This is a genomic window from Emticicia sp. MM, from assembly GCF_001649495.1.
In genome coordinates, this window is sequence record NZ_LXHX01000084.1 from 1 (window position 1) to 13312 (window position 13312).

General features: G+C 36.2%; 10 protein-coding genes. 8 read left to right on the forward strand and 2 right to left on the reverse strand.

What is annotated here, in order from left to right:
* Positions 1-75 precede the first annotated feature (75 nt).
* From rpsB to A6M55_RS09830, 3 genes are all read left to right on the forward strand, one after another.
* Entirely contained in the window at positions 76-891 is an 816-nt protein-coding gene (rpsB, locus tag A6M55_RS09820; RefSeq protein ID WP_015028231.1) for a 30S ribosomal protein S2, read from the forward strand.
* Positions 892-997: 106 nt separating this feature from the next.
* Complete coding sequence (gene tsf, locus A6M55_RS09825) at positions 998-1828, forward strand: translation elongation factor Ts (protein WP_015028232.1); 831 nt, start codon at positions 998-1000, stop codon at positions 1826-1828.
* Positions 1829-2125: 297 nt separating this feature from the next.
* The gene (locus tag A6M55_RS09830; protein ID WP_082892976.1) at positions 2126-4564 is read left to right on the forward strand and encodes a malectin domain-containing carbohydrate-binding protein; all 2439 of its coding nucleotides are present in this window, start codon (positions 2126-2128) and stop codon (positions 4562-4564) included.
* 122 nt (positions 4565-4686) lie between these two features.
* Here A6M55_RS09830 and A6M55_RS09835 read toward each other — a convergent pair whose 3' ends face one another.
* Positions 4687-4965: a hypothetical protein gene (locus tag A6M55_RS09835; RefSeq protein ID WP_015028234.1), complete on the reverse strand. Its 279-nt coding sequence runs from the start codon at positions 4963-4965 to the stop codon at positions 4687-4689.
* Positions 4966-5677: 712 nt separating this feature from the next.
* Between A6M55_RS09835 and A6M55_RS09845 the strand changes: the two genes are divergently transcribed.
* From A6M55_RS09845 to A6M55_RS09860, 5 genes are all read left to right on the forward strand, one after another.
* Positions 5678-6178, forward strand: a complete 501-nt coding sequence (locus tag A6M55_RS09845; protein WP_064197441.1) for a PAS domain-containing protein — start codon at positions 5678-5680, stop codon at positions 6176-6178.
* A 3-nt stretch (positions 6179-6181) separates the two neighbouring features.
* Positions 6182-6406, forward strand: coding sequence for a cysteine-rich CWC family protein (locus A6M55_RS17695; protein ID WP_082892977.1), 225 nt, complete (start codon positions 6182-6184; stop codon positions 6404-6406).
* A 105-nt stretch (positions 6407-6511) separates the two neighbouring features.
* The gene (locus A6M55_RS09850; protein ID WP_015028237.1) at positions 6512-7870 is read left to right on the forward strand and encodes a methyltransferase RsmF C-terminal domain-like protein; all 1359 of its coding nucleotides are present in this window, start codon (positions 6512-6514) and stop codon (positions 7868-7870) included.
* Between the two features lie 339 nt (positions 7871-8209).
* Positions 8210-10639, forward strand: a complete 2430-nt coding sequence (locus A6M55_RS09855; protein ID WP_064197442.1) for a malectin domain-containing carbohydrate-binding protein — start codon at positions 8210-8212, stop codon at positions 10637-10639.
* Between the two features lie 283 nt (positions 10640-10922).
* On the forward strand, positions 10923-12080 hold the full coding sequence (locus A6M55_RS09860; RefSeq protein WP_015028239.1) for an iron-containing alcohol dehydrogenase: 1158 nt from the start codon (positions 10923-10925) through the stop codon (positions 12078-12080).
* A gap of 109 nt (positions 12081-12189) precedes the next feature.
* Here the strand turns inward: A6M55_RS09860 and A6M55_RS09865 are convergent, their stop codons facing one another.
* The gene (locus A6M55_RS09865) at positions 12190-13221 is read right to left on the reverse strand and encodes a PmoA family protein (RefSeq protein WP_064197443.1); all 1032 of its coding nucleotides are present in this window, start codon (positions 13219-13221) and stop codon (positions 12190-12192) included.
* Positions 13222-13312 lie beyond the last annotated feature (91 nt).

The window sequence follows — 13312 nt, forward strand, 5'->3', positions numbered from 1 at the left end:
GACAGCACTTAATCGTGTCCGGTGTGCTGTGCTGCGTAGTTTAATTTATTATTTACCTTTTACTAATTTAGTCAAATGGCACAATTAGAATACAAAGAATTATTAGATGCAGGTGTACACTTTGGTCACCTTACCCGTAAATGGGATCCCAAAATGGCTCCATATATTTTCATGGAGAAAAACGGAATCCATATCATCGACCTTAACAAAACTCTTGCTTGTTTACAAGATGCACAAGAAGTTGTAAAAGGTATCGTTCGTTCTGGCCGTAAAATCATGTTCGTAGCTACTAAGAAACAAGCTCAAGAAATCGTTTCTGAAGAAGCTCGTCGCTTGAAAATGCCATACGTAACTGAGCGTTGGTTAGGTGGTATGCTTACAAACTTTGCAACTATCAAAAAATCTTTGAAGAAATTGCAAAATGTAGAGCGTATGTTGAAAGACGAAGCTACTGCTAAAAATATCGCTAAGCGTGAGCGTCTAATGTTAGACCGTGAGCGTATCAAATTAGAGCGTTTATTAGGTGGTGTTTCTGACCTTTCAAGACTTCCAGCTGCATTATTTATCGTTGACGTTAAGCGTGAACACCTTGCAGTTGCTGAAGCACACCGTTTAGGTATTCCAGTAATCGCTATCTGTGATACTAACTCTAACCCTGAAGCGGTTGAGTACCCAATCCCAGCAAATGATGATGCTTACAAATCAGTAGCTTTAATCACTTTGGCTATCGGTAAGGCAATCGAAGAAGGTATCATGGAGCGTAAACTTGACAAAGATAACGCTGCATTACAAGAAGAAGAAGATGCAAAGCGTGCAGTTGATGAAGCAAAAGCAATCATTTCTGCTCCAGAAGAAGCAGCTGCCCCTGCACAAGAAGAAACAGAAGCTTAATATAAGGCTAATGATATAATCAAAATAGAATAGCCCGAAGCGAAAGTTTTGGGCTGTTCTGTTTCAAAATGACAAAGTATTAATACAAACTTAATAAAAATATAAAATGAATATCACAGCAGCAGATGTAAACAAACTCCGTCAAATGACAGGAGCGGGTATGATGGACTGTAAAAAAGCTTTGACAGAAGCTGAAGGCGACTTCGACAAAGCAGTTGAAATACTCCGTAAAGCTGGACAAAAAGTTGCAGCAAAACGTGCTGATAACGAAACAAACGAAGGTGTAGTATTAATTGACGTAAGCGATAGCGGTAAGAGTGCTAAAATTTTAGCTTTAGCTTGTGAAACAGAACCAGTTTCTAAAGTTGAATCATTCCGTGAATTAGCTAACGAAATTTTACAAGTAGGCGTTAAACACCATACTAAAGATAAAGAAACTTTATTAACTCTTGCTACTTCTGATGGCCGTACAGTTGAAGAGCGTATCGTTGAGTTAGTAGGTAAAATCGGTGAGAAAATCGTTATCACTGAGTTCCAACACGTAGAAGCTGAGCAAGTAGTATCTTATGCTCACTCAACTGGTAAATTAGGTGTATTGGTTGCGTTTGATAACACACAAGGTAATGATGTGACTGAAGTTGGTAAAGACGTAGCGATGCAAATTGCAGCGATGAAGCCAGTAGGTCTTGACAAAGACGATGTTGACCCAGCAATCGTACAAAAAGAAATCGAAATCGGTATGGAAGTTGCTCGTCAAGAAGGCAAACCAGAAGCGATGTTAGAGAAAATTGCGATGGGTAAATTGGGTAAATTCTACAAAGAAAACACTTTGTTGAACCAAGAATTCGTAAAAGATAACTCAATCACAATTGCTCAATTATTAGAAAAAACTGTAAAAGGCTTGAAAATCACAGCTTTCAAGAGAGTTCAAATCTAATTGATTAGTTGCAAACACGATATAAAAGGCTCTTTCCTAACTATTTGGAAAGAGCTTTTTTTGTGTAATACCTATCGTGCTCACTACATTAATATTTTTTCTAAAAAAAATTCAACAATTTGTTTGTTTTTTCAAAATCCGAATTATACATTTATATCATACTTCCCATTAAGTAATACCTTATAATCTACCATTAAAGCAATATAGCCAAGCTATGTCGCTTCATTCCAAAAAGTAAAAATTATTTTTTATTGTCTAATTGGTTAGCTCTACGCGGGCTACTAAAATTCTACAGCCATGAAAAAAATAATTGCTTTTGGGATGTGTATGCTATTCTGTACAATTTCAAGCGTAAACGCACAATCTTGTAACTGTAGCCGAACAATTTCGGCAAGTGGTGTCTACAACGGACAAACTATGAATGTTCAACCAGGTGAAGTCATCTGTATTCAAGCTGGAAACTATTCACTATTAAGGTTTGTCAATTTCATCGGAACTGCGTCTCAACCTATCATCTTTAAAAACTGCGGTGGACAAGTTACCATTGCTCACAATCAATATTATGGAGCTTTAGACTTTTTAGGTTCTAAATATTTCAAAGTTACTGGAAGTGGAAGTGCTAATATTCCGTACGGTTTTTTAATCGCTGGAACTGGTGCTAATGCTAGTGGCCTTTCAGTCGCCGGTTTAAGTACAAACTGTGAAATCGAACGTGTAGAAGTAAAAAATACTGGCTTCGCAGGTATGCTCATTAAAACCGACCCTAATTGTGACTCTAGCACGTGGAGAAGCAACTTCACTATGACTGATGTTTCGATTCATGACAATTACGTGCATGATACTGGTGGCGAAGGTTTATACGTAGGTAGTAGCTTCTACAATGGAAAAAGCATTACCTGTAATGGTCAAACAATCACTGTATTTCCTCACTTGATAGAGAAATTAAAAATCTACAATAATGTTATTGCTAATACAGGTGCTGACGGGCTTCAATATTCATGTGCTCCTCAAGCAGAGGTTTACAATAATTCTATTAGCAATTATGGCATTGCACCTTTCGAAGCATTTCAAAATAATGGTATCCAACTAGGAGCTGTAAGTGGTAAATTCTACGGTAATAAAATCAAATCTGGTACTGGTAATGGTATCCAAATTACACAACCGATAGGTGATATATCAGTATATAATAATGTAGTTGAAAGTGCTGGTCAAAGTGCTTTATTCAGTGATGATCGTAGTTCAACTAATAATATATTGATTACGAATAATACCTTCGTAAAATCTCCAATCGAACTTTTAAAAATTTATGGTAATACAAGTACAAAAAAGATATACAACAACATTTTAGCAGAATCAGCTACCAATGTATATGTAACATACGGACTTGGTGCAACTGCTGATGAAAAAAATAATTTGAAAGTAAGTAGCACTGCTAATGTAGACTTTGTAAGCTCAACTGATTTCCATCTTAAAATCAATTCACCTGCGGTAAATACGGGAATAAACCCTCAATTTAGTAGCCTTTCAACTGATATTGAAGGAAATCAAAGACCTAGTGGTGGTTTCTACGACATGGGAGCTTATGAATCAATGGTAAATCCACCAATCTTAGCTCCTATTAGCGATAAAAATTTATCTGCAAATACTGCATTATCATTCAATATTTCGGCATCTGACCCAGATGGAGGCACTCCAAGCCTAACAGCATCGAGCCTTCCTTCTTATGCTAAATTCACTGATAATGGTAATGGAACTGGCACATTTACTGCTACTCCGCAATCAACAAATACTACATTTAATGTAACATTTACTGCTTCTGATGCAACTGGTGGTGTAAGTAATCGTACGATTCAAGTTCGCCTTTATGCAAGTTTACCAACTAGCCAGCAAACTATGTATAGAATCAACGCTGGTGGCGAAGGACTTACTGACAACAATGGCATACTTACAGAAGATAGCAACACAAAACCTTCAAGCTATACAAACGTTACGGCTGCTGGAAGCGTAAGTGGTACTAGTAGCGTAACAACTAATCAAACAGGTTTACCTAATCAAGTATTTCAAACTTTCAGACGTGATAGCCAAACTGGTGATGATATGCGTTGGAACTTCCCCGTTTATTACGATGCTGGTTGGTATATGTTAAATCTATATTTTATAGAAAGTGTAAGTTCAGCAAATAGAGTATTCAACATCATCGTTGAAGGAAATAATGTAGCTCCAAACTTTGATATCAAAGCAGCAGCAGGTGTTAGAGTTGCTTTGAAAAAAAGTTACTATATTTATGTAGCTGATGGAGCAATGAATATCCAATTCCAAAGAATTTTAGATAACCCACTTGTTTCAGCTATAGAAGTGGTTTCATTGGGAACAGGTACTCCTCCAAATGCTCGTGTAAGAACTTCAAATCAGTCTAATAATGATGATTTCCAAGAATACTACGAAATTGCAAGCAACAATTATTCTAACGAGGTTGCTGAAGTTACAGAAAACCCTGTGGAAATAGTGACTTATCCTAACCCTGTTCAAGATGTACTTTACTTAAATACTAATAATACCACAGAACCTCTTAAAGTTACTTTAATCAACATGAGAGGAAACATCTTGTGGGAAGGTACTTTAAACGATGGAAATACCCAAAATAGTATTCCTTTCGCACAATACACTGCCGGTACTTATGATGTTGTTGTAAATAATGACCAAAAACGCTGGGTTAATAAAATCGTAAAATTATAAATATAATTAAATATCTATTTCTACAGCTCCTTTTTCTTCAATGAGAAAGGAGTTTTATTTTTCATAATTCCCTATAAAAGTATTCGATAGCTCAGCAATGTTCATTTTCTATGGAACTTCTATCAACTGTCTCCAATATATCTGTTCTCTGTTTTGAATGATAATTGTTTGATATGGTTACCAAATTCTTTTGTTATTTCTAATACTCCATTTGGCTCAGTAACAACTCTAAATGGAATAAATTTTAATGTTTTGTCAAGACCGTTAAGAATTGAAACACTAAATTTAGGTGATTCAATTGTAGCATCTGAACTTTGTGGGTTTAACGAGATTTCTTCAGCTTTATAAAAGCAGAAGTTTAAAACTAAAATAGTACATATAAATATGAATATATTTTCCATTTTAAAAATTCGTTTAACTATTAAATACTATATCAATACTAATGCCAAAAATATAATATACTGATAATCAACATTTTAGTTTTTGCCATACCACTAATTTGTTCCATATTTTGGAAATATTTTGTAATTTTGGAATTTACGAACAAAATTTACCTTTGCTTCGTTAAACAAATTGATAAAAAAGAAGCTTGAAAAGCTGCTTAACAATCATTCAACTGCATTAGAAGAAAGAAAGAGATTTATAATATCAAAAAAAATCATTTAAAATTTCCGTTCAAATTCCACAGCAAAGGACCTCGATTATGTTCTTAAATTTATGAGGGCATTTGATATAAATAAAGGATAAATAATTTCATTAAAACCAATGAATAGTTTAGTTTTTTGAAAATTTGCGGGGCCGCCCAGTCAATTTCGATTCACTCATAATACTTTTGCTCAAAAGTAATCTTAACTCTCTTACCCGCCGAAAGTATTAGATTTATGGTTGTTTGGGGCTTATCCCAAAGAATTGACAACTATCTCGAATATCATTGCCACATTTTTATTGAAATTTTACTATTGGGTTTGCTTCTTGATAAAAATATTCCCATCAAAAGTGTTTTTTACCTAAAAACATTTCTGACTCTATTGTTGTTAAAAGGTATAGGTTTATCACAAAGCATTTGGGTTGCCCAACTACTTTTACCATAGAAAAAACTAAAAACCGAATCATATGGAGTATTTAGGAATACAAGCACGAAAAAAAAGTGTCAAGGTACACTCTCCCCTATTGTCTTGGAGTATTGCCCACCCCTTACTTTCTAAACAACTTCAAATCGCTGAAGATATCGAGCAGCTTGCCCAATTAAAAAAGCAATACCAGTGGCAAATAGATTTTGATTTTAGAAATTTATTAATTGAAAATAAATCCTTAGTCATTACCAATCTTTACCAAGAAATTATCTGGGTGAGTAAGAATTTTACCAACCTAACGGGTTATTCAGCAGAAGAAATTGTAGGACATAAGCCATCTATGCTTCAGGGTGAAAAAACCAATGAAAAAAACAGAAAGATCATTCGTGAAAAGCTTACCAAGTTTGAAAATTTCAAATCAAAAGTCTTAAATTATCGAAAGAATGGAGAAGAATATGATTGCCAAATCGAAATATTTCCGATACAAAACCGAGCGGGCGATTTTGTTCATTTTCTAGCTATTGAAAAAGAAATATGTTGATTAATGGAAAAACATGCACCAAGTAGTTGCCCTAGATGTGGAAAAATATTTGTATGTAAAGCCAATAATATACACCAATGCGACTGCCAAAGTATTTCTATGACCTTCGAAGAAAATCAATACATCAGAGAAATGGTCAAACATGATGAAACGTGTTTGTGCTTGGCTTGTTTAAATGAACTTAAAGACGAATTTAAAACCCGAAAGGTGTTTAGCAATCACTTATAAAGCATAATCATCATTTAGTCAACGGTTTTACTTAATTTTGTAAAAGAAAGCACTCGCTTAGTTGATGGCGTGAAAACCTTCAACCTTTTACAAATAATTAATTGGATGAATTTACCCGAAAATTTTATAAGTCAAATGCAACACCTTTTAGGTGTAGAAGAATATCAAGCATTCGCTGAAAGTCTTGAAAAAGAAGCTCCAACAGCCATTAGGCTCAATCCGCACAAACAACTTTCTACCGAAACTTTATTTGGCCAAGAACTTGAGGCTGTCAAATGGAATGCAGATGGCCATTATTTAGCTCAAAGACCAATTTTTACGCTCGATCCTGCTTTCCATGCGGGAGCGTATTATGTGCAAGAAGCTTCTTCAATGTTTGTGGCAGAAGCCATCAAACAAACATTAGATTTAAAACAACCCCTTAAAGTTTTAGACCTTTGTGCCGCACCCGGGGGAAAAACCACGCTTCTAGCTTCTATGCTCAACGAAAATAGCCTATTAGTGGCTAACGAAGTGATTAAAAGTAGAATTGCTCCTCTAAAAGAAAATCTAGAAAAATGGGGTTTTCCAAACTATATTGTAAGTAATCATGACCCAGAAGAATTAATCGACTTGGAAGGGTTTTTCGATTTAGTACTAACCGATGCTCCGTGTTCAGGAGAGGGTCTTTTCAGAAAAGACCCAAAAGCAAGAAACGAATGGTCGGTTGATAGTGTGCAGCTTTGCTCAGCACGTCAAAAACGTATTTTACAAGCAGCAGCTATGCTCGTTGCTCCCAATGGGTACTTATGTTATTCTACTTGTACCTACAACGAAAAAGAAAATCAAGAAAATGCCAAATGGCTTACACAAACGGCTGATTTTGAAGAAGTAAAGCTTAATATACCAGCCGACTGGCAAGTGGTAGAAAAAGGTATGGGTTATCAGTTTTTCCCTCATCGCACGAAAGGCGAAGGTTTTTATTTAGCTGTCTTTAAAAAAACTCAAGGGGCTAAAACCGAAGCCCGAGGTAAAATCAAATTCAATCGTTTACCACAAAGAAAAGTTGAATTATTAAAGAAATGGTTAGAAAAACCAGAAAACTTTGAATTTTACGAAAAGCCCGAAGGTTCGATTGTTGCCATTCCTGCTAAACTCACCAATGAATATGCCACTCTTTTCAGAACTTTACAAAAACGTTCGTCTGGCTTTGAAATTGGACAATTTAAAGGTGAAGACTTTATCCCAAGTCATGATTTGGCCTTAAGCACGGCCATTTCACCAAAACTACCTGCGATAGAGTTATCAAAAGAAGATGCTCTTAAATTCTTAAAAAAAGAGCATATAAATATAGAGAACGCTCAAAACGGTTGGCTATTAACTCGCTATCAAGGTTTAAATTTAGGATTCATAAAAGTAATTGGTGATAGAATGAATAATTATTTGCCCAAAGAATGGCGAATAAGAATGGATATCCCCGAATGATATTCTATCTCATGGAAACTTCATAAATTCATATCAAAATATCATGGTGTGAATTTATGAAAATCATGCTTCTGTAGTCGCTTATTACTTAGGAAGTGCCAAAAACTTAATGCGAAATAGCTTCCATTGAAAAAGTGAAAAACGTAAAATAAAAAGCTTAAAAAACTTGCTTTTACGGTTTATATATTCTATATTTGCTTCGTACTACTTCGCGAGCGATATCATACAATCTCCTTACAAAGTGATGTTAAAAAACATTTCTTAATATCGAAAAGTAAAAATCTTTATTACATTTTTTTTAATTAGTTAAACTGCACGAGCTACAAAAATTTCGCTGCTATGAAAAAAACAATTGCCGTTTGGATAGGTATCCTTTTCTATACAATTTCAAGTGTAAACGCCCAATCTTGTAACTGTAGTCGAACAATTTCGGCCAGCGGCATTTACAATGGCCAAACAATGAATGTTAAACCAGGTGAAGTCATCTGCGTTCAGGCAGGAAACTACTCACTGCTTAGATTTGTCAATTTTATTGGTACTGCTTCTCAACCTATCATCATTAAAAACTGTGGGGGGCAAGTTACTATTGCTCATAATCAGTACTACGGAGCTTTAGACTTCTTAGGTTCTAAATATTTCAAGGTTACTGGAAGTGGAAGTACTGACATCCAGTACGGCTTTTTAATCGCTGGAACTGGAGCTACTGCTAGTGGCCTTTCAATCGCTGGTTTGAGTACAAACTGTGAGGTTGAGCGTGTAGAAGTAAAAAATACTGGTTTCGCAGGTATGCTCATTAAAACCGACCCTAATTGTGACCCTAGCACTTGGAGAAGCAGCTTCACTATGACTGATGTTTCGATTCACGATAATTACGTACATGATACGGGAGGCGAGGGTTTATACATTGGCAATAGTTTCTACAATGTTGAAGTCATCACTTGTAGTGGTCAGAAAAGGACTGTATTCCCCCACTTGATAGAGAAACTCAAAATTTACAACAATACCGTAGTCAATACGGGTGCTGATGGGATTCAGTATGCATGTGCACCTGACGCAGAAGTTTATAATAATTCCGTTAGCAATTATGGTATTTCACCTTTTGAGGCATTCCAAAATAATGGTATGCAATTAGGTTCTGTAAGTGGTAAATTCTACGGTAATAAAATTAAATCTGGCAATGGTAATGGTATTCAGATTGTACAACCTTTAGGTAATCTATCTGTATACAATAATATAGTTGAAAGTGTTGGCCAAAATGCTTTATTTAGCGATGACCGTTTTTCTACGAATAATCTCCTCATTGCTAATAATACCTTCGTAAAATCTGGTCAGGATTTAATGAAAATTTATGGTAGTACAACCAGTAAAAGAATATATAATAATATATTGGCAGAATCAAGCATCAATTCATATATAGTATACGGACTTGGTGCAGCTGCTGATGAGAAAAATAATCTGAAAGTAAATAGTGCAACCAGCGTAGGATTTCTCAGTGATAAAGATTTCCATCTTACTATAAACTCCCCTGCGATAAATGCTGGAATAAATCCTGATTTTATAAGTCTTTCAACTGATATTGAAGGAAATAAAAGACCCAATGGTGGTTTTTATGACCTCGGAGCCTATGAATCAATGGTAAATCCACCAATCTTTACCCCTATAGGTGATAAAAACTTATCGGCAAGTAGCTCATTGAAATTTAATATTTCAGCCTCTGACCCTGATGGTGGAGTGCCAAAGCTAGCCGCTTTAAATATTCCTACTTATGCTAATTTTAAAGATAATGGTAATGGAACTGGTACATTTAGTGCTACTCCACAATCGAGCAACATGACATTCAATGTAACGTTTGCGGCTTCTGATACCACTGGAGGTGTAACTAATCGCACGATTCAAGTTCGCCTTTATGCAAGCATACCTACCGGACAACAAACTATGTATAGAGTCAACGCTGGAGGACCAGCTATTGGTGATAGTAATGGCATACTTACAGAAGATAGCAATGCTAATCCTTCACCGTATACCAATGTTACCGCCGCTGGAAGTACAACTAGCACTAGTAGCGTAACAACCAATAAAACAAGTTTACCTAATCAAGTGTTTCAGACCTTCAGACGTGACAGCCAAACCGGTGATGACATGCGTTGGAATTTCCCTGTGTACTACGATGCGAGTTGGTATATATTAAACCTATATTTTATAGAAAGCATTAGTTCGGCAAATAGGGTATTTAATATCCTTGTTGAAGGTAATAATGTAGCTCCGGGCTTTGATATTAAAGCATTGGTGGGTACTAAAGTTGCGATGAAAAAAAGCTACTACGTTTATGTTTCCGATGGAACACTAAATATTCAATTCCAGAGAATTCTGGATAATCCACTTGTTTCGGCTATAGAAGTTATTTCGTTAGGAACAAGCACTCCTCCTAATATTCGTCAGGATGAGCCTCATGACGATAACTTACCAACATATTATGAAATAGTAACAAATAGTCATCCTAATGACCATGACATTGACCTTAATGCCAACCCTTTAGGAATAGTGGCTTTTCCGAATCCTGTTCAAGATATACTTTATCTAATCACTAGTAGCACTGACCCTCTTAAAGTAACTTTAATCAATATAAGTGGTAATGTTTTGTGGGAAGGTATACTAAACGATGAAAATGCACAAAACAGTATTCCTTTTGGGAAATATGGTGCTGGAATTTATGAAATTATAGTTACCAATGACCATAAACAGTGGGTTGGTAAAATCGTCAAATTCTAATTCCACCATAAATTAGCTTAGGAAAACTCTATTTTTCGTTAAGCATCAAAAGCTCGAAAAATAGAGTTTTTTATTTATATTTAATTGATTTAAAAGGATTTCTCATCAAATCCGAAGAAAAGTTTATTGAAGGATTATAAATTAAAATAAAAATCTTAAAGCATATTTTATAAGCAACTCTTATTTACCAAATAAGTATTTCTAATTCAGAGACACGCTTATTTCTTCAAACTTTATTGAAAATTGTTTTGTTTCATGAATATAATCATCATACAGAAAACCAATGTTCAATAATTTTGTCTATCAAAATCCAGTAAAAATACTTTTCGGCAAAGGTCAGATTGCCCAATTAGGCAAGCAAATTCCAACTGAAGCCAAAATCCTACTCACCTACGGCGGTGGAAGCATTTTCCAAAATGGTGTTTATGAACAAGTAAAAAAAGCTCTCGAAGGCCGAAACGTCGTTGAGTTTGGTGGTATTGAAGCCAATCCTACCTACGAAACCCTCATGCAAGCAGTTGAGCTTGGGCGTCAAGAGCAAATCACATTTTTGTTGGCAGTTGGTGGTGGTTCGGTACTCGATGGCACGAAGTTTATTGCTGCCGCTATTCCTTTTGAGGGAGAAGATGCTTGGCAAATTGTAACTGGAAAGGAAAAATATAAAACAGCCATTCCGTTGGGGGCGGTGCTTACATTACCAGCCACAGGTTCGGAAATGAACTACTATGCAGTAATTAGCAAGAAATCTACGCAAGAAAAGAAAGGAATGGGCGGGCCATTGGTTTATCCTAAATTTTCAATTCTAGACCCGGAAACTACCTATTCATTGCCTCCACGACAAATTGCCAACGGTATTGCTGATGCCTTCACACACGTGATGGAACAGTATATGACCTACCCTGTCGATGCTCAAATCCAAGACCGTTTTGCAGAATCGGTTTTACAAACACTCATTGAGGTTGCCACTAAAACTCTCGAAAATCCTACTGACTACGAAGCTCGTGCCAATTTCATGTGGGCGGCAACGGTAGCACTCAATGGTTGGATTGGATTAGGTGTACCTCAAGATTGGGCAACTCACCAAATTGGACATGAAATTACGGCATTCCATGGGGTTGACCATGCCCGTACACTGGCAGTTGTGCTTCCGCATTTATTAAAATTCAAAGAAGTTGACAAGAGAGCTAAACTCATTCAATATGCCAAAAGAGTTTGGAATTTAAGTGGTACGGATGATGAATTAGTGGCAGGAGCTATTCAGAAAACAGGAGCGTTTTATGAATCATTGGGCTTACCAATCAAAGCTTCTGAATATGGTGTTAATCAAGAAACTATTGCTAAAATTAAGCAAAGATTCATTGAAAGAGGTGTCAATTTTGGCGAAAAAGCCGATATTACCCCTGAAGCTGTTGAACAGATTTTAGCAATGAGTATTGCGTAAGGCGAATTACGATTTAGGAATGTAGACCGGACCGCCCGTGGTGTGATAATGAAAAAACGTGACACATTTTAATAATGTGCCACGTTTTTCGCTTCTAAAGACCATATTATCACTGCACTTTAGCAAAATCAGCAGTTAATTTATTCATTTCTGCATCTGAAACTTCACCCGAAGTTACCACTAAGCGAAAACGCATGGTTGTTGACTGTTTTGGAGCAAGTTTGAAATTAAGTTCTTCTTTACCATTAGAAAACACCTTTTGTCCGAATGGATTTGCAGAGAAAAGCCCATATCCACGTGAGTGCCAGTAGGTTGGATAACCCACATTTTTAGGGTGGTCGATGATAGCTACTGAAATTTTCTCATCGCCAATTTTACCACGAAGGTTCACCCAATCAGAGCGTTTTGCCCAAGTATCTTCACCTTCAATTCCTTCTTTGTTTCGGTAACTTCCCGTAATTCCTGTATTATCAAGCACTGGTACTTTCGTAGCTACACCACTTGCATCAGTAAAGACCTCTGCTTTATTTGATGGGTGCTCAAGCTGGCGAGCTAAGCGGATAGCAAATGCCCCATCTTTCACATCTTTAAAGGTCAGCTCTTTATCAGCCGCCGTTAAAGTAGTAATACGGTCAGTAATGCGTTGTTTATCAGTACCTTGGAAAATATAAGTTGTAGTTTCTTTCAACATTATTTTTCCATCTTTATCCAACCAATCGGCCGTAACTACTAATGAACCTTTATTTGTACCTGATTTTACTGATTTAATACCTGTATGAACGATTGTTCCGTAAACCCCTTTCGGATTAGGAGGTGTATTTGAGTTATTCCAAAAATCATGGCCATTTACATCTTCATAATTAAACCATACTCCTACATGATGAGGGTGGTCGATACGCTCGCCCGGACGTGGGTCCATTGGCCAACCACGCGTAATCAGTGTGCCTTCAGAAGTACGAACAGGATACAAAACTGCTTTTTTTAGCACTTCAGGGCCTGGATAGATGTATGAAGTAAAGGGCTTCCCATCAACCAACACATCCACTTTCTTATTGGCATCATCACGCACTAGTTTTACGGGCTTTGTCTGACCGAAAACTACAGCAGGAACAAGTGAAAAAAGCAAAAAGATTTTTTTCATAAATTTGATTTGGATAGAGTAAAATAATGTAACAAAGTAAATCTACTTTTACTATCTTAACTAACGAAATATTTGCTTTTTCTTATATTTT

What these genes read in the sequence shown, in the direction of transcription:
- rpsB (WP_015028231.1), top strand. Translation starts at nt 76, where the DNA reads ATGGCACAATTAGAATACAAAGAATTATTAGATGCAGGTGTACACTTT.
- tsf (WP_015028232.1), top strand. Translation starts at nt 998, where the DNA reads ATGAATATCACAGCAGCAGATGTAAACAAACTCCGTCAAATGACAGGA.
- A6M55_RS09830 (WP_082892976.1), top strand. Translation starts at nt 2,126, where the DNA reads ATGAAAAAAATAATTGCTTTTGGGATGTGTATGCTATTCTGTACAATT.
- A6M55_RS09835 (WP_015028234.1), bottom strand. Translation starts at nt 4,965, where the DNA reads ATGGAAAATATATTCATATTTATATGTACTATTTTAGTTTTAAACTTC.
- A6M55_RS09845 (WP_064197441.1), top strand. Translation starts at nt 5,678, where the DNA reads ATGGAGTATTTAGGAATACAAGCACGAAAAAAAAGTGTCAAGGTACAC.
- A6M55_RS17695 (WP_082892977.1), top strand. Translation starts at nt 6,182, where the DNA reads ATGGAAAAACATGCACCAAGTAGTTGCCCTAGATGTGGAAAAATATTT.
- A6M55_RS09850 (WP_015028237.1), top strand. Translation starts at nt 6,512, where the DNA reads ATGAATTTACCCGAAAATTTTATAAGTCAAATGCAACACCTTTTAGGT.
- A6M55_RS09855 (WP_064197442.1), top strand. Translation starts at nt 8,210, where the DNA reads ATGAAAAAAACAATTGCCGTTTGGATAGGTATCCTTTTCTATACAATT.
- A6M55_RS09860 (WP_015028239.1), top strand. Translation starts at nt 10,923, where the DNA reads ATGTTCAATAATTTTGTCTATCAAAATCCAGTAAAAATACTTTTCGGC.
- A6M55_RS09865 (WP_064197443.1), bottom strand. Translation starts at nt 13,221, where the DNA reads ATGAAAAAAATCTTTTTGCTTTTTTCACTTGTTCCTGCTGTAGTTTTC.